At 48.7% G+C, this 20396-nt stretch carries 19 protein-coding genes and 1 tRNA gene; 11 read left to right on the forward strand and 9 right to left on the reverse strand.

The features are described 5' to 3' along the window. Positions 1–89 precede the first annotated feature (89 nt). The 4 genes from EZJ49_RS11185 to EZJ49_RS11200 are packed head-to-tail and all read left to right on the forward strand — an operon-like array spanning position 90 to position 4817. On the forward strand, positions 90–1994 hold the full coding sequence (locus EZJ49_RS11185; RefSeq protein WP_262552218.1) for a PAS domain-containing methyl-accepting chemotaxis protein: 1905 nt from the start codon (positions 90–92) through the stop codon (positions 1992–1994). A gap of 8 nt (positions 1995–2002) precedes the next feature. After that, the gene (locus EZJ49_RS11190; protein ID WP_262552220.1) at positions 2003–2836 is read left to right on the forward strand and encodes a CheR family methyltransferase; all 834 of its coding nucleotides are present in this window, start codon (positions 2003–2005) and stop codon (positions 2834–2836) included. A 3-nt stretch (positions 2837–2839) separates the two neighbouring features. After that, a complete protein-coding gene (locus EZJ49_RS11195; RefSeq protein WP_262552222.1) occupies positions 2840–3328 on the forward strand; it encodes a chemotaxis protein CheD in 489 nt (162 codons plus the stop codon). Between the two features lies 1 nt (position 3329). Next, a complete protein-coding gene (locus EZJ49_RS11200; protein WP_262552223.1) occupies positions 3330–4817 on the forward strand; it encodes a chemotaxis protein CheW in 1488 nt (495 codons plus the stop codon). A gap of 73 nt (positions 4818–4890) precedes the next feature. Here the strand turns inward: EZJ49_RS11200 and EZJ49_RS11205 are convergent. Next, a tRNA-Gly gene (locus EZJ49_RS11205) sits at positions 4891–4966 on the reverse strand. Positions 4967–5271: 305 nt separating this feature from the next. Between EZJ49_RS11205 and EZJ49_RS11210 the strand changes: the two genes are divergently transcribed. Continuing rightward, entirely contained in the window at positions 5272–5715 is a 444-nt protein-coding gene (locus EZJ49_RS11210; protein ID WP_262552224.1) for a hypothetical protein, read from the forward strand. Here EZJ49_RS11210 and EZJ49_RS11215 read toward each other — a convergent pair. From EZJ49_RS11215 to EZJ49_RS11240, 6 genes are all read right to left on the reverse strand, one after another. Then, positions 5712–6788, reverse strand: coding sequence for an ABC transporter permease (locus tag EZJ49_RS11215; protein ID WP_262552226.1), 1077 nt, complete (start codon positions 6786–6788; stop codon positions 5712–5714). The genes EZJ49_RS11210 and EZJ49_RS11215 overlap by 4 nt on opposite strands. After that, positions 6785–7891 (reverse strand): ABC transporter permease, encoded by a 1107-nt coding sequence (locus tag EZJ49_RS11220; protein ID WP_262552227.1) that lies wholly within the window; start codon positions 7889–7891, stop codon positions 6785–6787. The genes EZJ49_RS11215 and EZJ49_RS11220 overlap by 4 nt, the downstream gene beginning before the upstream one ends. Then, complete coding sequence (locus tag EZJ49_RS11225) at positions 7888–8628, reverse strand: ABC transporter ATP-binding protein (RefSeq protein WP_262552228.1); 741 nt, start codon at positions 8626–8628, stop codon at positions 7888–7890. The genes EZJ49_RS11220 and EZJ49_RS11225 overlap by 4 nt, the downstream gene beginning before the upstream one ends. Then, positions 8625–9386 carry an ABC transporter ATP-binding protein gene (locus EZJ49_RS11230; protein WP_262552229.1) on the reverse strand — a complete coding sequence of 254 codons (762 nt, stop codon included), beginning with the start codon at positions 9384–9386 and terminating at the stop codon, positions 8625–8627. Before EZJ49_RS11230 ends, EZJ49_RS11225 begins: the two co-directional genes overlap by 4 nt. Continuing rightward, positions 9371–10054 carry an efflux RND transporter periplasmic adaptor subunit gene (locus EZJ49_RS11235; RefSeq protein WP_262552230.1) on the reverse strand — a complete coding sequence of 228 codons (684 nt, stop codon included), beginning with the start codon at positions 10052–10054 and terminating at the stop codon, positions 9371–9373. Before EZJ49_RS11235 ends, EZJ49_RS11230 begins: the two co-directional genes overlap by 16 nt. A gap of 206 nt (positions 10055–10260) precedes the next feature. Beyond that, complete coding sequence (locus tag EZJ49_RS11240; protein WP_262552231.1) at positions 10261–11157, reverse strand: hypothetical protein; 897 nt, start codon at positions 11155–11157, stop codon at positions 10261–10263. 203 nt (positions 11158–11360) lie between these two features. Between EZJ49_RS11240 and EZJ49_RS11245 the strand changes: the two genes are divergently transcribed. From EZJ49_RS11245 to EZJ49_RS11270, 6 genes are read left to right on the forward strand one after another with little or no spacing between them, the layout of a single operon-like run. Then, a complete protein-coding gene (locus EZJ49_RS11245; protein WP_262552232.1) occupies positions 11361–13046 on the forward strand; it encodes a methyl-accepting chemotaxis protein in 1686 nt (561 codons plus the stop codon). A 41-nt stretch (positions 13047–13087) separates the two neighbouring features. After that, complete coding sequence (rffA, locus tag EZJ49_RS11250) at positions 13088–14227, forward strand: dTDP-4-amino-4,6-dideoxygalactose transaminase (protein WP_262552233.1); 1140 nt, start codon at positions 13088–13090, stop codon at positions 14225–14227. Next, complete coding sequence (rfbA, locus tag EZJ49_RS11255; protein WP_262552234.1) at positions 14224–15111, forward strand: glucose-1-phosphate thymidylyltransferase RfbA; 888 nt, start codon at positions 14224–14226, stop codon at positions 15109–15111. Before rffA ends, rfbA begins: the two co-directional genes overlap by 4 nt. Next, positions 15108–16094, forward strand: a complete 987-nt coding sequence (rfbB, locus tag EZJ49_RS11260) for a dTDP-glucose 4,6-dehydratase (protein WP_262552236.1) — start codon at positions 15108–15110, stop codon at positions 16092–16094. Before rfbA ends, rfbB begins: the two co-directional genes overlap by 4 nt. Before the next feature lie 38 nt (positions 16095–16132). Further along, a complete protein-coding gene (locus EZJ49_RS11265; RefSeq protein WP_262552237.1) occupies positions 16133–17242 on the forward strand; it encodes a glycosyltransferase family 4 protein in 1110 nt (369 codons plus the stop codon). Positions 17243–17244: 2 nt separating this feature from the next. Beyond that, complete coding sequence (locus tag EZJ49_RS11270) at positions 17245–18075, forward strand: hypothetical protein (RefSeq protein ID WP_262552239.1); 831 nt, start codon at positions 17245–17247, stop codon at positions 18073–18075. A 119-nt stretch (positions 18076–18194) separates the two neighbouring features. Here EZJ49_RS11270 and feoB read toward each other — a convergent pair whose 3' ends face one another. Together feoB and EZJ49_RS11280 are read right to left on the reverse strand one after the other, a co-directional pair. Further along, a complete protein-coding gene (gene feoB / locus EZJ49_RS11275; RefSeq protein ID WP_262552240.1) occupies positions 18195–20054 on the reverse strand; it encodes a ferrous iron transporter B in 1860 nt (619 codons plus the stop codon). Continuing rightward, positions 20030–20260, reverse strand: coding sequence for a ferrous iron transport protein A (locus EZJ49_RS11280; RefSeq protein ID WP_262552241.1), 231 nt, complete (start codon positions 20258–20260; stop codon positions 20030–20032). Before EZJ49_RS11280 ends, feoB begins: the two co-directional genes overlap by 25 nt. Between the last annotated feature and the right edge of the window lie 136 nt (positions 20261–20396).

The following is a 20396-nucleotide window of genomic DNA, read 5'->3' on the forward strand; positions in this document are numbered from 1 at the left end:
CTAGCAAGTGTACATAGACGTTATGTTCTGTCTTGCTATACCGATACGCAATCCATTCACATATATATGAGCTATTTTCTGGAGGGAAAATGCAAGAAGCAAAAAAGTTAACCAACATGGTCGCTGCTGAAGAAATGCAATATGACAACGCCGCTGCCGTTTTGAATGCTATTGAAAAGTCGCAGGCGAAGATTGAATTTCTGTTGGACGGCACTATCACTGGTGCAAACAGCAATTTCCTAAAAACGATGGGCTATTCTGAAGAGGAAATCATCGGTCAAAAACACAAAATGTTCTGCGATCCAGCCTACGCGGATTCTGATGACTACAAAAAATTCTGGCAGACTTTGGCTGCGGGGGAACCTGCTTCCGGAGAATTCAAGCGCGTTGGAAAAAATGGCAAAGAGATCTGGATCATTGGTTCTTACAGCCCGGTTGCCGATGCCTCCGGCAAAGTGACCAAGGTCATCAAGATTGCCACGGACATCACAGCCTCCAAGGTCGAACTTAAAGTTCTTTATGATATCATCAACCTGACAAGCATCGTGTCTGAAGCAAATCTTAAGGGCGACATCATGTCCGTGAATGAAAAATTCCTGGAAGTGTCCAAGTACCCTAAAGATGAACTTATTGGCAAAGGCCACAACACCACACGTCACCCTGATATGCCCAAAGAGGTCTTCAAGGAAATGTGGTCCACGATTGGTCGCGGTAAAATCTTCCGTGGTATGGTGAAAAACCGCGCCAAAGACGGAACTCCTTACTATGTTGATGCCGTTATTGCCCCGGTTATGGGCGACAATGGCAAACCAAGAAAGTACATCGGTGTTCGCTACGATATCACCGAAGCGGAAATCGAAAGACAGAACATGAAAGGCGTTATCGCCGCCATCGATGCGTCTTTCGCTTATATCGAATTCGATCCTGAAGGAAACATCCTTACCTTCAACAAAAACTTCACAAACACCATGGGCTACACCGTGGAAGAACTGAAAAGCAAACATCATCGTCTGCTGTGTGATGCCACTTACGCAGCCGGTGTGGAGTATTCCCAGTTCTGGCCGGACCTGAAAAGCGGTAAAAACAAATCCGGCATTTTCAAGCGTCTGAACAAAGCGGGCAAGGAAACTTACCTGCAGGCCATTTATTCCCCTGTCTTCGACGAAGTCGGTCGCGTCATTAAGATTGTAAAAATCGCAACGGACGTGACAGAACAGGTGAACTACAAAAAAGCCTTTGAAGAGGAAGTGGTTAAAGTGGTTGAAGAGTTCTCATCCAAGTCCAAAGAGATCTCCAACCAGTCCACCACCGTGGCTTCCGGCGCCCAGTCCCTGGGTGCAACAACCGAGGAAATGAACGCCTCTATTGAGGAACTCAGCGCCTCCATTGACTCTATCGCACAAAATGCGAAGTCCGCGGATCAGATTGCCAAAGCCACTCAAGGAGAAGCGGACACCGGGGTTCAGGCGATCACCAAATCCATCGAGGCTATGGAAATGATCAACAAATCCTCTGAGGAAATTGGTGAGATCGTGAAAGTCATCAGCGAAATCGCCAGCCAGACAAATCTTCTGGCCTTCAATGCCGCGATCGAAGCCGCACGCGCCGGCGAACACGGTCTGGGCTTCTCTGTTGTTGCGGACGAGGTTCGCAAACTGGCGGAAAGATCATCCCAGGCCACCAAGGATATTTCCAAACTGATCAACGAGTCCATGAAACGCGTGAATCAGGGTGGCGAAATCTCCAAGGAAGCCGCTTCCGCCTTTAAGAAAATCGTGGAGGGTGTTTCCAAAACGACTCAGGCAATTTCTGAAATCTCCTCTGCCGCGCAAGAGCAGCAATCCGCCTCCCGCGATGTGGCGAGTGCGATTCAGGAAGTGGCCGACGCAACAGAAAAATCCGCCACAGCTTCGGATCTGATCGCTTCTGCGACCAAGGATCTGTCTCAGGGCTCTGAGCAACTGCGTGAAGCCGTATTGAGATTTGCGAGGTAATTGTGTATATGTCTGTCGATAGCCTGGACACGCTGGATGATGGTTGTTTTATAAAATTCATCAATCTGATTCATGCTTTGACAGGCATCACTATTGCCAAAAACCGAAAAAGCATGGTGCAAGGACGTCTGCGTAAGCGCGTCCTTGCCCTTTCACTGAAAAGTTATGAAGAGTACTTTGACTTCGTGGTGAATAACGAGGCGGAAAAAACGCCGTTCATTGACTCCGTGACTACCAACGAAACCTACTTCTTCCGAACTCCCCGTATCTGGAACTATATCGAAACCCAGCTTCTGCCGGACCATCTTCAAAAACATCCCGGGAAAACCTTTTCTGCATGGTCGGCAGCCTCTTCCACCGGGGAAGAAGCTCACTCTCTGGCGGTGCTATGCCAGCAGTTTAAAGACAGGAACAATTCTTTCGACTACGAGATTTCCGCCAGCGACATTTCCCAAAGAGTCGTCACGGCCTGCCGTAGCGGAATCTATCAGGGCCGCTCGATTGAAACCTTTAAAAGCTCCATGCCACTGGCCTTCAGCAAGTACATGGTGAAAAACGGCCCCGAGGCGTTCTCGGTTCAGGCTGACATAAAGAAGAAAATAAACTTCTTTGAGCACAACCTGTTTGCACCAATCAAAGATCGAAAAATGTACGATCTGATTCTGATCCGAAATGTATTTATTTACTTTACACCAGCTGATCAGAAAAAGGTTCTGGATCTGATCCTGCCCCGCCTGAACCCGGGCGGTATTCTGATCATCGGAGAATCTGAAAGTATCACCGGCATCAATGCAGGACTGGCCAAGGTGGAAAATCTGATTTACAGAAAAGCATCTGGATGAAACGTGTCTGAGAAAGTACTGAACGTCCATATTGGCGAGGTCAAAATTGCCAAAAATGGAGAAACCTTAAAAGCGATCCTGGGCTCTTGTGTGGGGATTGGTTTTATTTGGAAAAAGAAAGGCATCTGTGGCTTGGCGCACTGTCTGTTACCGGAAAACCCGGAAAAGTCATTTGCGATCAGCGGCAGATACGTGGACCAGGCCGTCGCCTCCCTCTTCGCGCTTATGAAAATTGCCGACGAGGATGTGAACGACATTGAGGTTATCTTTGTGGGGGGCGGGAATATGACAAATCCCGACTCTGCCGATAACTCAAAACTTATAGGTGGACAAAACCTGCAGGTGGCCGAACGGGAATTGAATAAAAAAGGAATGAAAATTGTGTTCACAGAACACGGCGGCTGTCAGGGTCGCAAGGTCATAATTGATTCATCCACCTGTAATTATCGCGTGGATGTGATCCCAAGACTGGCCAGCAAAGGGGAAAAGTAAAATGATGGAAGAGACAACATCCACTCAGGAAAAACAGATATTCTGCTCTTTCTTTTTAAACCACAGCGAATTCGCCTTGTCGGTGTCATTTGTTCAGGAGGTTATCAACACCCCCGAAAACTATTCCACCATGCCACTGGCACCGGATTACCTTAAAGGTCTTATCAATCTGCGCGGGGTTATCATCCCCGTCATTGACTTGAAAAAAGTGTTAAATCTAAAAGATGGCACATCCGCCCCTGAACAGAAAATCGCGATTATCTGTCTGGAGGGGAACTTCGTCGGCCTGCTGTTTGATAAGACCGGAGAGGTCTTCCGCAGCAACATGGAAGAGCAAAGCAACTTCCTGGACGACGACGATCATGCCGTCGTAAAAGGTGTCTTTAAAAAAGACGACGGAAAAAGAATCATCCAGATTTTGGATGTGGGCTCTATCTTCTGTTTAAAAAATCTTCCCAAAAGAGCCGATGCCGGCAAGTTCGGTAATAAAACAGCCAACAATCGCGGCAAACGCAGACAGGCCATTTCCTTTTTGGTGGGTGCTTCCAAGTGCTCCATCGAAATGAGCGAGATTCAGGAAATCCTGATGATCAAACATGTCAACGAATCCGCTTTGGCTGTGGGAAATTGCATTGGAACCTTTGATCTGCGTGGAGTAACGGTTCCGGTGATTGATTTTGCAGCCCTGCTAAAATACCGCGAAACAGACTCCAGTGCACAGGCCACCACTGGTGATCGCCGGGTCGTGGTCATGAGAATTGGCAAAGAGCTGTTTGGTTTATTGGTGGATAAAGTCGATAGTATCATCACCTTCTACGATGATGATCTGAAACATTTCCCCGTTCTGGTCACAGAACGCATGGAAATGGTCAGGGGCTGCATTTCCACCATCGACAAGGAGGATGTGCTGCTGCTGGACGAGCGCAAGATCCTGACGGATTCTGAAATCACCGAAATCACTCACGGACACAGCAAACTTTATGCAAGCAAAGACGCTGACGCCAAAAAGGACAAAACCAAAAGCGGCGTCCGTCGCACCTTTATCACCTTCTCGATTGAACAGGAGTATGCCATCAGCATTTCCGATGTGCGCGAGATCATCGACATTCCTGAATCCCTGATGACACCTCCGGGAATGCCACCCCACTATCGCGGTATCGCGAATTTGCGCGGTGAAATGGTCATGGTCGTTGATTCCAGAACCATGTATCAAAAGAAAAAACAGGACGCTGAAAATGACGGTAAAATTTTAATCTTTAAAACCGACGATGTGCACTTCGGTCTGCTGGTGGATTCCGTGCAATCCATTATTTCAATTTCCGATGGGGAAAAAGTAAAACTACCGGAACTGATGTATCGCGAGGCCGGAGAAAGTATGGTTGATATTATCGAAGCCGTGCAGTACCGCACACAGGATGATGCCGCTAAAACGGCCCTGATTCTGGATGCCAAGCGCATCGCTCAAAGAGTTCTAAGTAAGACGGCTTAAAAAGAAAAAACCCCTGGTGATTGCTCATCAGGGGTTTTGAATTTTTGCTCAAAAATTTTCAAAAGAGAAAATTTGGAGCGGGAGACGGGGCTCAAACCCGCGACCTTCGCCTTGGCAAGGCGACGCTCTATCAACTGAGCTACTCCCGCAGTGTCGTTTCGAGAGAACCAAAATTACAGTTGCCTCACCCTATTGTCAACGGGTAAAAATCAAAAAAATGAAGACTTTATTGTACGGACGCATCAAAAAATGGATGATTTTTGCTCTTATAGGCTGTTCTGCTTATTTTGCGGGCTATATTTGGGGGCAAAGCCAAAAGCAAAAACCTCCGACTCCCGCGCCGGTTTTAAGCAATCCCCAGTAATGCTACGAAATCGTCATATAGGTTAACTGATTAAAACATGACTCCGCCCCCGTTTGGTTCCATGAACTTATTTTAGTTTAAGGAGACCACATGAAAACACTTTGGGGAATTGCCTTTGGCCTGCTGATCTCAAGCTCTGCTTATGCTGCTTTGTTTTCACAGCTTCAGGGAACCTATCAGGTTCTGGGTTGTGAAAACCTCGGGGCCACACCCTACAACTCGGTTTGCCAGTTTGCTCAGCTTACAATCCGCGCTGAGGTCTTTTTTACTGCAATCACTTTTACAGGCGATCCGTCGCAGGATCATAACACCCTGACACTCACCCTGCCCGCCAGCTTGGAAGATCAACCAGCGGCCCGCTATCGCGAAAAAAGCGACACCTTTGCCATCTACAGCAATGAAGGACGCCACGGAGGTCAGGTCGTGATGTTACGCCGCCTTAAAAACGGTCTCTATCATCTTTCCGTGCATCTGCGTTCAGACGTGACCAAAACTCTGGATGTTATCGAGGTCGATCTGGAAAAGCTTTACTAAGACAATGTGGTTTTAAAGCGACGCCAACTGACCGTGATCGCCAACAAAGCCATGGCAGACAGAATCAAAATATTAAACACAATCAAGCGCGCATCACCACCTTTAAGCATTATGTTGCGCAATAGTTCGATAAAATAAGTCAGCGGATTGATATAGGAAAACACTCGCAGGACCCACGGCATATTTTCCACCGGGAACACCATTCCTGACAACAGCACCGATGGAAACAGATATAAAAATCCCCCCATCATCGACTGCTGCTGAGTCCGGGCAATGGTGGAAATAAATAATCCAATCCCCACCGTGCAACAGACAAACACAAAGGCCGACAGCAGCAACAGCCATAAGCTTCCCCGCAGCGGCATTCCGAATAAAGCCATCGCCACACCGACGATCAACGGAATGTTGCTCATCCCCAGCAAAACAAACGGCACAGTTTTCCCCAGTATGACTTCCTCGGGCCTTACCGGAGCCGCGATCAAAGTTTCAAAAGTTCCCAGTTCTTTTTCCCGGGTGATCGACATACTGGTCAGCAGGATCGTGATCAGACACACCAGCATACTCATCACCCCCGGGACCAAAAATAAAGCCGTGCGCATGGCGGGGTTGTACAGAACCCTGACATCAAAACTTAGCGGTGGCTTAAATTCATATAGGGACCTGACGATGCTTGAAAAGTATCTTTCAATTCCCTGCGCCCGGGTGACATTCGTGGCGTTGATCAGCAACTGTAATTCCCCCGTCCCACGCCCCAGACTGCGATCCAGTCCGCCCACCGGAGTCACCATCACGGCATCGGCTTCGTCATTTTGAATCTGCATAAAAGGATCCTGCGAAGATGTGCGTGCCGGAATAAACCAGCCTGAAGCCAGAGCTTTACGATGAATTTCCTGCAAGGTCGTGTCGCTCAATCCCCCCACAACACTCAGACGGATGTTCTTCGCCTCAGTGGAAAGCGCCACACCAAAGATCGTCAACTGCACACAAGGCGCCAAAAACAGCAGTATCCTCATTCGCGGGTCGCGCAGGGTCTGACGAAATTCCTTACGAATGAAGCCCCACAAAGTTTTCATGGCTCCACATCCTTTTTAAATTTCCGTGTGGCAAGGACCATCATTAAAACAAACAAAGCACACAGAGCTAAAAAACCAGGTAGAATATTCTGCAAGCTGGCACCTTTTAAAAACAAATCCCTGCTCAGGGAAATAAACCAGCGGGCGGGTAAGATCATGGTCAGATAATAAAAAAACCTCGGCATGTGTTCGACCGGAAAAATGAATCCTGACAGCAGAATTGTCGGCAACAACCCCGACAGCATCGCCATCTGCATACTCAGTTGCTGCTTGCGGGTCACAACTGAAATTAACAACCCCTGAGCCAGATAGGTGGATAAAAAAATCAAACACGCCAGCAGGTAAACAAGAAAATTCCCCCGAAAAGGAACAGCAAAAACAATCTGTGACATGATAAATACAAAAAACACCGCAACCAGCCCCATCACCGAATAAGGCAAAAGTTTTCCCAGAATAATTTCCACCGGACGCACTGGGGTTGACAACAGAAGCTCCATCGAACCATTTTCCCATTCCCGGGCGACAGTCAACGCAGTCAGAAGAATCGATAAAATGGCGATGATCGCTGCCGAAAGACCCGGCACCACAAACCACCGACTGTTCAGTTCAGAGTTAAACAAAAAACGGGTTTGCACGGTGATGGGTTCGGAATAAGGTCCGAACTCCGCCGATAAAACCTTTTGCTGAATCCCCCCCAGATATCCCAGGATGGACCCCGCCGATGAATTGTCGGCACCATCTATCAGAATTTGCACTGAACTTTCAGACCGGGGCCGAAGGTTTTCAGCATACGCCGGAGGAATTAACAAAGCCGCGTGAGCCCGGCCTTCATCCAACGCCTGAATCGCCTCTGCGGGACTAAGCACCGCCAGCGACTGAAAATAAGACGAGCTGACAAAGGTCTTTTGCAATTGCCGCGAACTTTGCGATTTGCTGCTGTCAAAGACCGCCAGCGAAATTTGCTTCATGTTAAATTCAATCGCGTATCCGAAAAAAATCACCATGATCACGGGCATTCCCATGGCCAGTGCCAGTGTGAAAGGGTCCCGCACGATATGAAAGACCTCTTTTTTCGCCACAGCCCAAACCGAACGAAGCCTCATCCTCCCTCCACCTGTTCAATGAAAACATCCTCCAGACTGACTTCCTGCGGTTCCCTGTCAGGGAAACTGTTTCGTTTTAATTCCTGCGGGGAATCCAGAGCGATAAGCTCCCCCGACTTCATCAGGGCAATACGCCCACATTGTTCAGCTTCGTCCATGTAGTGAGTGGTTACAAAAACTGTTTTTCCTTCAGCCGCCAAACCACCGATCAATTTCCAGAAGCGCTGACGAAAAGCCGGACTGACCCCGGCGGTGGGTTCATCCAGAAAAACAATCTCCGGATCATGCAGAACGGCGGCGACCAGACTGACCTGCTGCTTGATTCCCCCGGGTAAATCCCGCACCAAGATGTCTTCCGATGACTTAAAACGGATCATTTTTAACAGCTTTTCTTTTTGTTCCCGAAACTTTTCAGGTTCCATCTTGCGCAAAGCAGATGTGAAATCCAGATTTTCTTTCACGGTCAGATCATCATACAAGGTGAACTTCTGCGACATATAGCCCACCTTCTTTTTCACTTCAAACGCATCACTCAGGACATCCAGACCACAAACAGAGGCCTGCCCCGCACTGGGTAAAAGCAAGCCGCATAGCACACGAATTGTTGTCGTCTTACCTGCCCCATTGGCCCCGAGAAATCCGAAGACCTCGCCTTTTTCCACCGAAAAAGACAAATCCTTTACCGCAAAAAAATCCCCGAACTGCACAGAAAGATTCTTAACCTGCACGGCACTCATGGGGATTCTTCCAAAGCGTCGTATTGCAGGAAGACCTCATCAAAACTTTTACATTTCTTTTGCTGCAAAATAGCGTCGGGCTGTCCTTCCAGCAAAGTCTTGCCATCAAATAGCAGATGCACCTTTTGGCATTTCAGGGCTTCATCCATATAGGATGTCGTGACCAGAATCAGAATGTCCTCTGACTTTTGCAGGTCATACAGAAGCTGCCAGAAATCCCGCCGGCTTAACGGGTCCACTCCATTGGTTGGTTCATCCAAAAGCAACACCAAGGGCGATGCCAGCAAAGAACAAATCAGCCCCAGCTTTTTATACATTCCTCCGGAAAGCTCCGAAGCCAGACGCTCTGTGAATTCCTCCAACCGGGACATTTGCAACAAAGCCCTGCGGCGTTCGGCGTAATCCTGATCGGAAAGCTGGTAGAGTGTGCGAAAAAACTCCAGATGTTCGTGAATACTCAACTCCGGGTACAGACTTTGAGTTTGCGGCATATAGGCAATATTCTGACGAAGTTCGGAAAAAGAAATGTCCCCGTCCTGTCGCCGATATTGAATTTCACCGCGATCGGCATGCAGCAGCCCCATCAGGTGGCGCAACAAAGTGGTTTTTCCCGCCCCTTCCGGACCGATAATTCCGTGAATCAGGCCTGACTCAAAAGTCATATCCAGCCCTTGCAAAGCCTGGGTCTGCCGAAGCTTTTTAAAAAGACCTGTCACCTTCAGGGAAACACCCGACGTGTTCATCAATCCTTCTGCCATTCCAAAGTCATCCCGGGTTTTAAGATGCCGTCGGGATTTTTAAAACGCACTTTTACCGCATACACCAAACGTGTTCGTTCATCGCGAGTTTGCACGTTCTTGGGTGTAAACTCGGCCTCCGGATTGATATAGGAAACTGTTCCGGCAAATTTCTTATCGTCCATTTCCGGCAGGATCGCTTCGATTTTTTGTTCCATCCTAAGCGCTGCAATTTCATCATGGGGAAGATAGAAATAAGCATAGATCTCTTCCAAATCACCGATGGTCAGAAGCTTGGCTCCGGGAAGGACCATTTCGCCGGGTTCAAAGTAGGTCGTTAAAACCGTGCCCTGAAGAGGCGCCATGACCGAACACCAGCCTTTCCTGGTTTCGATGTCGTCCTTTTTATTTTTAATCTGATCGAAGCTGTCCTGAGCAATGCTGCCACTGCGATAAAGCTGTGCCGCCCGGTCAAAGTTTCGTTTCGCCAGATCATATCCCAGCTTGATTTCCTCGCAGGTCAGACTGACCAGCAGTTGATCCTTTTGTACAGTCTGACCTTCTTTGACCGGAAAGGCTTCTATGACCGAAGCCACGCGCGCAGGGATGTCCACCTTGGTGACCTCCACCGTTCCCGCATAAGAAAAAGAACTTTTAAAAAGAAAAACTTTGGCTAGATAAGCCAGCAACAAAAACTGCGGTATTATGTATTTCAGAAAAACTTGATATTAGCTTAAGGTTAAAGGTTGCCCCATTATCTCAAATCGACTACCTAATTACAGAGTTAGATCCCAATAACCATTGATACTTACAACGCCGTAATTCACTCCAAGACGGTTGTAAGAGCCGGGAATTCCCGGCTTTTTGCAGTATTACTTATTGGAAGTCCCGGCAATTAGTTGCCTGGAGCAAACCAGCAGCGTGGACGCGCACCCACAGCATCGCGTGGAGTGTAGCAAGAACCTGCTTTGTAGTCAGAGTTGCTTAGCTTTTCGCTTTCTTTAGCAACGCACAAGCTGCCTGCAAAGTAAGTGTCCAAACGGCACTGAGTCGCAGGGTGTCTGTCGTCAGTGCGAGTCACTTCTTTTTTATCCGGAGTACCGAAGTTTGGTGGAGTTGTCTCTTTACGCAAAGCTTGGAACAAGTTTGCTACAGATTGACCCGCCAAAGAAGTTCTCAAGCAGATAAGACGATCTTGTTCTTCCGGGAACTGAGCCGTACAAGCGGATTCAGCAACCGGATCCAATTCAAGATCTTTCAGGATCGCAGCGTTGTCGTCTTCAGCAAAGAAGCGACGAAGACATTTCAAGCCTGCATAGTAGTCAGATCCACCTTCGTTTGTCGCCCATGCGCCACCGAACCAGCTTTGCATTTTAGGAGCGCCACCGTTGTGGTGACCAAATTCATGGCAGATAACCAATGCGAAACCTTCAATAGTTGTCGCAGGGTGACGAGCCAAACCGCCGTACATGTTCAGAATCTGTGTATTGCCTGATCTTTGGGCAGACGCATTTACAGTTCCGTCATTCCATAGACGATTTACTTTCAAACGATCGCCCATAGCTTCCACGTCTTTAGTGTAAAGCTTTTCGATACGGTCGATCACTTGGTTAAATTGTTCTTCGCTGATGCCACCCACAGTGAAAAGACCCACTGGGATATTCAAATTGTTCTCTGGTACGAAGCCAGCGCACAATTCACTTACTTCTTTCGTAGCTGTTTGGTTCGTGAAGCCTACAGTTGCAACCAATGCAACAACGGCTAACGCACGACGTAGTGTCGTATTTGTCATGACTTTCCCCTCCTTGAGTCTAGACGTATGAAAAATCGTATCAACATGATGCGGACAAACTCAAATATTTAAATAGGTTAGGATGCGCCGCACCTTAGTCCAGTCATTTAACATTACAACTCGTTCCTTAAATTAAAGAAGCGCAATGCAAATGTCGAAAAGAGAGAATCAGTGGGTTCCTTCATAAATTTAAGGAGTGGTTAATGAATTCCCTTACGACTTGGTTCCGCGGTTTGCGCGGACGTCTGCTTTTCTCTGCAACTCTTCCCATCGTGGCTTTTGCAATTCTGACCGGAATTGCCTGGAAGTCCATGAGCAATCTGGGAGGCATGCTGACAGACGCCTATACCAATGTTGTTCCTAATATGGATGCCCTGGGACAATTGGGCATGCAGCGTGCGCGCATCGGTTACTTTATCTGGGCCGCCCTCGCCAACAATGACGATCCAAAATCCCGGGAAGTCTTTACAAAAAAAGCACGCGAAGCCTTTAGCGGGTTCAAGGAATTTGAAGATGTTTATACCAAGTCCAACTTCCTTCCCGAAGAAGCTGCAAACTATGCAAAAACCCAGGCTATCAAAGATCGGTTCTATGCTTTGACGGATCAGATGATTTATTTATTAGAGGCCAACAATGCCGATGCCAACAAACAAGTTCACAAAGCGATGAATGGTGGCGACTGGCATGTGATGGCTATCACCTACCAAAACATGATTGCCGACAACATGAAGGTTTATAGAGACGTTTCCGCAGAAAACGATAAGCTTCAGCAGCAGCAACGCACTCATGAAACTCAATTGTTGTGGCTTATCTCTGCATTCTGCTCTTTCCTGGTATTCGGTATTCTGATGTGGATTGCTTACCGTGTTTCTAATACTGTGGGCACTATTGCCACAGGCCTTTCTGAGTCCGGCAATCAGGTTTCCAGTGCCATCGTTCAGTTGACGGCTGCGGGGCAGACGCTGTCTCAATCCTCTACCGAAGCGGCGGCGTCCCTTGAAGAAACCGTGGCTTCTCTGGAGGAAATGTCTTCCATGGTGCAAATGAATTCTGACAACGCCAAACAGGCGGCGGCACTGTCCCAGTCGTCTAAAGATGCGGCGGAACAAGGTCAGTCTGAAATTCAGCTGTTGATCACATCCATGAACGATATTTCCCAGTCTTCTAAAAAGATCGAGGAAATCATCAGCGTGATTGATGATATTGCCTTCCAAACAAACTTGCTGGCCCTGAATGCAGCCGTGGAAGCCGCCCGCGCCGGCGAACAAGGTAAAGGCTTTGCGGTTGTGGCCGAAGCGGTTCGCGCATTGGCGCAACGCTCCGCATCTGCGGCGAAAGACATCACCACGCTGATCAAAGACAGTGTTGAAAAAGTCGATCGCGGTTCTCAAATTGCAGATCGTTCGGGTGATGTTCTAAATACCATCGTAAATTCCGTCAAAAAGGTGTCCGACCTGAATACTGAAATTGCTGCGGCCAGTTCCGAACAGACCACAGGAATTCAGCAGATTTCCAAGGCGATGAACCAACTGGATCAGGGTTCACAGGCCAATGCCGCCTCTTCTGAAGAAATCGCGGCGTCCTCTGAGGAAATCAGTGCCCAGGCTAAACAAATGCAGACCATGGTGATCAACCTGAATGAGGTGGTCGCAGGGGTTCATATCGACAAAGCGGCGCCGACATCCTCCGCCCCTGCCGCGAAAGCGACGAAGGCCCCGGTGACGGCGTCCACATCCAAGTCTGCGAGTCCTAAAAAAGTGATTCCGTTCCCAAAACAGCCCGTTAAAGCAGCAACTCCGAAAGTGGAAAAAAAGCCACAGAGCAGCTCTATCATCCCGTTCGATGAAGACGAAGGACGCGGCAAAGTCGGAACCACTGACGGCTTTTAAAGATTTGCTCCCACTGCGGCCTTCAGCTAGTATGTGGGAGCATGAAAATACCCTTTAATATTCCGCCCCGAAGCTCCAATGAAGAGAAATACATTTCTCAAGCCATCGCCGCAAAAAAACTTAGCGGCGAAGGTCAGTTCAACAAAAAATGCACCGAATGGCTGAATAAAAATATCCCGACTTTAATGACTGTTATCACGCCGTCCTGCACCTCTGCGCTGGAAATGGCGATGGTTCTTGCCGATCTGACTCCGGGCGACGAGGTTATTCTGCCCTCTTTCACCTTTACTTCAACCGCCAACGTGGTGGCTCTGTACGGAGCGATTCCGGTGTTCGTCGATATTGATCCCAAGACCATGAACATTGATGTGGATGCCATTGAAAAAGCCATCACACCAAAAACCAAAGTCATCATGCCGGTTCACTACGCCGGTGTGGGTTGTGAAATGGATCGCATCATGGATCTGGCCAACAAACACAATATCTGGGTTGTGGAAGACGCCGCCCAGGGAATCTTTGCTTCTTACAAAGGAAAGAATCTGGGGGCTTGGGGTCATATGGCCGCCTTTAGTTTCCATGAAACTAAAAACATTGTCTGCGGCGAAGGTGGCGCCTTGACCATCAACGATCCCCGTCTGGTGGCACGCGCGGAAATCGTGCGCGACAAGGGCACCAACCGCCAGCAGTTCTTAAACGGTCAGGTGGATAAATACACCTGGCAGGATAAGGGATCTTCTTACCTGCTTTCTGAACTGGCAGCGGCCTTCCTGTATGCGCAACTGGAAGAAGGTGAACAGATCACCAAAAAACGTCTGGCCATCTGGAACAAATATTATCAAAGCCTTGCGGATCTGGAAAAAGCCGGACAACTGCAACGCATGACGATTCCGGGTGAGGCCCAGCCGAATGCACATATTTTCTATATGCTTTTGCCGACTGTAAAAATCCGTCAGGATCTGTGGGCTTATCTTAAAGAACGTGGCATTCAGTCCACGTTCCATTATGTGCCTTTGCATTCCGCTCCGGCAGGTTTGAAATACGGTCGTGTGGCAGGATCTATTGAGGTGACCGACGATCAGGCAGCCCGCCTGCTGCGCTTGCCAATGTACGCCGATCTGTCGCTACAGGATGCGCAAACTGTTTTGGACGAAGTTCATAATTTTTTTAAGGAGACCCGATGAAAGGTATCATCCTTGCCGGCGGAGCCGGTTCCCGACTGTACCCAATGACCCGGGTGATGACCAAGCAGCTTCAGTCTGTTTACGACAAGCCTATGATTTATTATCCGCTAAGCATTCTGATGCTGGGTGGGATCAGGGATGTTTTGCTGATCACCACTCCGGATGATCAGCCGTTATTCCAACGCCTGCTGGGCGATGGGTCCCAGTTCGGCATTAAGCTGTCCTACAAAATTCAGGAAAAACCCAATGGTTTGCCGGAAGCTTTTGTTCTGGGGGAAGACTTTATCGGCAATGATGATGTCTGCCTGATGCTGGGTGATAATCTGTTCTACGGTGATCTGACCTTCTTCCGTGAAGCAATTCAGGCCCAGAAAAACAAAGTGGGTGGTTTGAATGGCCGCGTGTTTGCCTACTACGTTGCTGATCCGTCGGCTTATGGTGTGGTTGAATTTGACAAGAACACCAAAAAAGTAAAATCCATCGAGGAAAAACCCAAAGTTCCGAAATCCCAGTATGCGATTCCGGGGCTTTACCTTTTTGACAATACCGTTGCCAAACGTGCGAAGGGTTTAAAACCCTCCCCGCGTGGCGAAACAGAGATCGTCGATCTGATTCTTTCCTATCACAACGAAGACACGCTGGGTGTGGAGATGATGTATCGCGGTCTTGCCTGGCTGGACACGGGAACTCCGCGTTCCCTGCTGGATGCCGCGTCCTTTATCGGCGCCATTGAGGAACGTCAGGGAATGAAAGTCGCCTGTCTTGAAGAGGTTGCCTACCGTATGAAGTTCATCACCCTGCAACAGCTTCAAGCCATCACGATGGAGCTTCCGAAGTGCTCTTATCGCAGCTATCTGGAAAAAATTATTTCTGAGGAACTATGAAAAAGACTGTCATGCTGACCGGCTGTGCCGGTTTTATTGGATCTAATTTTGTAAAAACTGTGGCGTGCCGCGAAGCTGTTAAGGCCGAATACGATTTTGTGATCGTGGATGCTTTGACCTATGCCGGTCGCCTTTCCAACATTGAAGCGGAATTGCAAAACCACAGCAACCTGACTTTCGTGCAAGCGGATATTCGTGACACCCAAAAAATGCACGAACTGTTCGACAGACACCAGTTCACCGGTGTCCTGAATTTTGCGGCAGAATCCCATGTGGACCGCTCTATCGAAAATCCCAACATCTTTGTGGAAACCAATGTTCTGGGCACTTTGAATCTGCTGAAAGAAAGCCTGAACGCTTTTGAAAAAAACCCGAACTTCCGCTATTTGCAGGTTTCCACAGATGAAGTCTATGGCACCCTGACCATGGAAGATCCTGCCTTTACGGAAAACACACCCATTGCGCCAAACAGCCCGTACAGCGCCTCCAAGGCCAGTGCGGATCTAATGTGCCGTGCCTTCTTTGAAACCTACAAACTGCCGGTGGTGATCACTCGCTGTTCTAACAACTACGGTCCGCTGCAAGTCGAGGAAAAATTCATCCCGCTGATGATCAAGCGCGCCCTTGCTAACGAAAAGCTGCCGATCTATGGCAGCGGCATGAACATCCGCGACTGGATTTATGTGGATGATCATAACGAAGGCGTGTGGCTGGCCTTCACCAAAGGAACAGCGGGCGAAGTTTACAACCTGGGTGGGAATTCCGAAAGACAGAATCTGGACGTTGCCAAGATGATTCTAAAACATCTGGGTAAGCCTGAATCCTTGCTAAGCTTTGTTACAGACCGCAAAGGTCATGACTTCCGTTATGCCATCAACTATTCCAAAGCACAGCGTGAGCTGAACTGGAATCCGACTGTGCATTTCGAGGAAGAAGGTCTGGCAAAAACGATCGAATACTTCAAAAACCTATGGGCGAAGTAAAAGTCCTTCACTGCATCCAATCCCTTTCCTGGGGGGGATTGGAAATTTATACGGCTGAGCTGATTCAAAAGCTTGCGGAAGCAGGCGTTAATCAACGCGTTTTCTGTTCGGCTCATTCCCGTGTGGCAGAAGAACTTCGTCACACCAAGGTGGAACTAATCACCTTCCCGGAAAAAAAGCTTTCCAAACTGAAAGCGGCCTCTTTGATCCGAAAAATCAGCCGTGAACACGGCATCACGCATCTGCATTCCCACACTCGCATCGACATGTGGACGTGTGTTCTGTCCCGCTGGGCCTCCGCACACCCGAAGCACATCTACAACCTGTACATGAATGCTTTACCGAAAAAGGATCTGGTTCACCGTTGGCTTTTTTCCAAGGTCGATGCCCTGTGCAGTTCTTCGGAATGGGTGTTAAGTGAAGCCCGTAAGAATTTCCCCATCGCGCCGGAAAAACTGCGCTTGATGCGCTATGGTCGCAAGACCGAGGAGTATCACACAAACCCCAAACAACGCGAACAACTGCGTCTAAAGATGGGACTTGGGAAAAGTGATCTGGTCTTTGGAACTCTTTGCCGTATTGATGCCGGCAAGGGCGTTCGTGAACTGGTTGAAGCTTTGGATTACCTTAGTGACGAGGAAATTCAAAAGATCCACATGGTGATCGTCGGCGATCCGACCATTTTAGGGCGTACTTCCGAAGGCCATCTGACTTACGAAAGTCAGTCCATCGAACTGGCTGACTGGATTACGAAAAAGGCTTCAGAGCCTCGTTTGAAAGGGCATTTGCACCGCGTGCCGTTTCAAAAGAACTTCATCCCCTACATTGATATTTTGGATGTCTTTATTCTGGCCTCTTACAATGAGACCTATTCCTTGAGTGTTCTGGATTCGATGTTGATGGAAAAACCTGTCATCGGCACAGATGCAGGAGGCACCAGCGAACAAGTCGGCCGGAACGAGCGTGGGTTCTTAACAGAGCCCCGCAATGCCAAAAGCCTTAGTGAAGCTTTACGATACTACATCCAGAACCCGGATCAGGTTCCCTTACAAGGCGTGAAGGCCCGCCAGTGGACTCTGACCCAGCATTCCTGGGAACAAACTCTTACCAAAACCCTGGCCTTGTATAACGAGCTGGGAAGGAATTAATCGTGGCTAAAGTCTATGATTGTTTTTCGTTCTTCAATGAACTGGATCTGCTGGAAATTCGTTTGAATGAACTCAATGATGTCGTGGATGTTTTTGTTTTGGTCGAAGCCAGCCGGTCTTTCCAAAACAAACCCAAAGAATTGATCTTTGAAAAGAACAAGGAACGCTTTGCCAAGTTCCTGCCCAAGATCCGCCACATTGTCGTTGATAAATATCCTAATTTCTTTACACGTTTTCGTCGCACGAAAACCTGGGACTTTGAGCGCAATCAAAGGGATTTTGTCAGCAAAGGTCTGACTGACTGCCAGCCGGATGATTTGATTCTGCTTTCTGATGTGGATGAAATTCCCCGCAAAGAAGCCATCGAAAAAGCCAAGTCATTGCCTTACCTGAAAGTCTTCCGTCAGAAGATGTTCTATTACTATGTGAATTGTTTTGTGTATGACTACAACGAGCCAATTGAATACTGTGCGGAAGGTTATATGCCCTGGCATGGCAGCATTGCGGTTCACTACAAAGACTTTACAAACTTTGAGGATCTGCGCACCTCGCGCAATCAAAAGAAAACAAAACGCAGTTTCATTGAGAACGGTGGCTGGCACTATAGTTGGCTGGGTGGAGTGGATCGTGTTCTGCAAAAGCTGGAAGCCTATTCCCATCAGGAGCACAACACGGAAACCAACAGATCCCCGGAAAGAATCCGCGAACTGATTTCTTCCGGCGGCGATCTGTTTGGGACAGGAATCAAAACAAAAATCGTGGACCCATTGGCCGACTGTCCGGACTATCTGCGCACTCACCTGCAGAACTATCCGGACTTTGTCCTCAAGTAGCATCTCAAATCTAAGGGACTCCGACAGCACGGAGTCCTTGCACCACAGCCACAACGATCAGATCCACGCCCGCAACATGAATCTCCGGCCCTCCTGCTGATTGCTTACAAACGCAGTTATTATCTGGGCACCACCACCAACTGCATGATCGCAAACTTCCATGAACCCGATTCGCGGATTTGCACCCCGACAGTGGACATACACTGCAAGGCAATCAGGAAGAAGATCATCAGACCTATCACCGAGCTGACGGTGAAAATCTTTTCCCCGGCGGCATTGGTCGCGGTGCTCATCTGAGTCAGCAAAGCCTGTTGTTGGGTGTCTTCGTCCGTATCGGTAATATTGAAAGTCACAGCCATTGAAGACACAAACACTTCACGCGCGGCAAAGGCTGAAATCAACCCCACCCCCACACGCCAGTCCACACCCATCGGTGCCACCACAGGTTCGATGAATTTACCCATTTGACCAACATAGCTGTCTTCCAGTTTTTGATGGGCGTCTTCTGTCTGATAATTCGGGAAGGTCGTTCCCACCCAGATGACCACAGCAAAAGCAAAAATAATCGGACCGGCGCGCTTCACATAGGACAGAGTTCTTGTCCAGGCCTGACGAAGCAGAACGCGCACCTTAGGGCGACGATAAATGGGCAATTCCATCATAAAGAAAGATGGTTCTTTACGAGGAATAAATTTACTGACCACCCCTGCCGCAATCGCGCCGACAATGATGGAGCCAAGATACAAAGCCGCCATCGCAAGTCCGGCATAAAGAGCCGACTGACCGTGGAATAAGAAGGCAATACACAGGGCATACACTGGCAAACGCGCCGAACAGCTCATCAAAGGAATCACAAAGGCCGTGATCAAACGATCTTTGGTGGACGGGATGTTACGGGTGGCAATGATCGCCGGAACCGCACAGGCAAAACCTGACAGCAAAGGAACGAAAGAACGTCCGCTCATACCCAAAGCAGAAAACGGCCGGTCAATCAAGGTCGCGGCCCGGGCTAAATAACCCGTGCTTTCCAAAAGACCGATGGCAATAAACAGAATGAAAATCTGAGGCACAAACACCATGAAGGCGGCAAAGCTTGCCACCACTCCGTTTGCCAGGAAATCCGCCCACAAAGTGCCCGGCCCCATCGCCGCCACTTGTTCACCCAACGCCGAGAACCAGCCGTCAATCGTATCCATAAATGGCGTTGCCAGCCAGAACACGCTGGCAAACAAACCACCCATGATCAGAATAAAGAAAGCAAACCCAAATACAGGATGCAAAAGAAAGCGATCCAGTTTTTCTGTGGTCGCCACAATGCGATTCAAACGCTCCAGCGCATGATCCGTTTTATGTCTTAGCGCCTCTTGAGCAATGCGTTCGCATTCTTTCAGCTTTTGTTCTTGCAGTTCAAATCCCCAAGGCACAGGCCGGGACGGCACTTGTGTGGACCCCAGCCCCTTGGCTGCGGTCACAATTTCGCGAAGACCTCCGGCCAGCAGACCATCAAAAGCCAGCACCGGACAACCGAACGTCTGGCTGAGGTAATTAAAATCCACCTCAACACCTTCACGGCGCAGAAGATCCGACATGGTGATCACCACCATCATCGGGAAGCCGGTTTCTTTCAGCTGCATCACCAGTTGCAGGTGGCGGGAGATTTGCGTTCCATCCACCACAACAACGATGCCATCAATTTTTTTTACTTTTGGATTTTCATAGATCGAACGCAGAGTCACCCATTCGTCCGCGGATTTTGGATGCAGGCTGTAGGTGCCCGGCGTATCCATTGCCATCAATCCCTCACCCAAATGAGAAGCCAAATGACCAATGGAAAATTCCACAGTGGCCCCGGGATAGTTCACAGTTTTAAAACGTGATCCCGTCAGCCAGTTATACAGCGTCGTTTTGCCGGAATTCGGCGCGCCCACCAGAGCAATGCATTTTTCTTCAACTGTTACTTCAACGTCACTAGAGCGCATGCGGCTTCCTCACTTCTCAGGGCCAGAAAGCTGGTGTTAAAGCGAATCAACAAAGGGCCACCAAATGGAGCTTTTCCCAAAATCGTGATCAAAGAGCCGACTCTCAGCCCCATCTCATGCAGTCGTTCCCGCAAAACGTCCTCACCAGTAAAACCAGTGATCTCGACCTGTTGCCCGGTTTTGATCGCAGTGTCGTGTAACTTCATACTTTGCCTCTGTATCTATGGCTCTTTGTTAAGTTCTTGCCGACTCAAAGGGAAGCCCTTTAACCCGGCTTTTGGGCGTTGAAAACCAAATGAAAATGATCCTGAGCTCCACTCAAACACCCTATCTTAGTCCGGT

Origin of the sequence: Bdellovibrio bacteriovorus, from assembly GCF_025558485.1 — a bacterium.
GTDB lineage: Bacteria > Bdellovibrionota > Bdellovibrionia > Bdellovibrionales > Bdellovibrionaceae > Bdellovibrio > Bdellovibrio bacteriovorus_G.

What these genes read in the sequence shown, in the direction of transcription:
- EZJ49_RS11185 (WP_262552218.1), top strand. Translation starts at nt 90, where the DNA reads ATGCAAGAAGCAAAAAAGTTAACCAACATGGTCGCTGCTGAAGAAATG.
- EZJ49_RS11190 (WP_262552220.1), top strand. Translation starts at nt 2,003, where the DNA reads ATGTCTGTCGATAGCCTGGACACGCTGGATGATGGTTGTTTTATAAAA.
- EZJ49_RS11200 (WP_262552223.1), top strand. Translation starts at nt 3,330, where the DNA reads ATGATGGAAGAGACAACATCCACTCAGGAAAAACAGATATTCTGCTCT.
- EZJ49_RS11210 (WP_262552224.1), top strand. Translation starts at nt 5,272, where the DNA reads ATGAAAACACTTTGGGGAATTGCCTTTGGCCTGCTGATCTCAAGCTCT.
- EZJ49_RS11215 (WP_262552226.1), bottom strand. Translation starts at nt 6,788, where the DNA reads ATGAAAACTTTGTGGGGCTTCATTCGTAAGGAATTTCGTCAGACCCTG.
- EZJ49_RS11220 (WP_262552227.1), bottom strand. Translation starts at nt 7,891, where the DNA reads ATGAGGCTTCGTTCGGTTTGGGCTGTGGCGAAAAAAGAGGTCTTTCAT.
- EZJ49_RS11225 (WP_262552228.1), bottom strand. Translation starts at nt 8,628, where the DNA reads ATGAGTGCCGTGCAGGTTAAGAATCTTTCTGTGCAGTTCGGGGATTTT.
- EZJ49_RS11230 (WP_262552229.1), bottom strand. Translation starts at nt 9,386, where the DNA reads ATGGCAGAAGGATTGATGAACACGTCGGGTGTTTCCCTGAAGGTGACA.
- EZJ49_RS11240 (WP_262552231.1), bottom strand. Translation starts at nt 11,157, where the DNA reads ATGACAAATACGACACTACGTCGTGCGTTAGCCGTTGTTGCATTGGTT.
- EZJ49_RS11245 (WP_262552232.1), top strand. Translation starts at nt 11,361, where the DNA reads ATGAATTCCCTTACGACTTGGTTCCGCGGTTTGCGCGGACGTCTGCTT.
- rffA (WP_262552233.1), top strand. Translation starts at nt 13,088, where the DNA reads ATGAAAATACCCTTTAATATTCCGCCCCGAAGCTCCAATGAAGAGAAA.
- rfbA (WP_262552234.1), top strand. Translation starts at nt 14,224, where the DNA reads ATGAAAGGTATCATCCTTGCCGGCGGAGCCGGTTCCCGACTGTACCCA.
- rfbB (WP_262552236.1), top strand. Translation starts at nt 15,108, where the DNA reads ATGAAAAAGACTGTCATGCTGACCGGCTGTGCCGGTTTTATTGGATCT.
- feoB (WP_262552240.1), bottom strand. Translation starts at nt 20,054, where the DNA reads ATGCGCTCTAGTGACGTTGAAGTAACAGTTGAAGAAAAATGCATTGCT.
- EZJ49_RS11280 (WP_262552241.1), bottom strand. Translation starts at nt 20,260, where the DNA reads ATGAAGTTACACGACACTGCGATCAAAACCGGGCAACAGGTCGAGATC.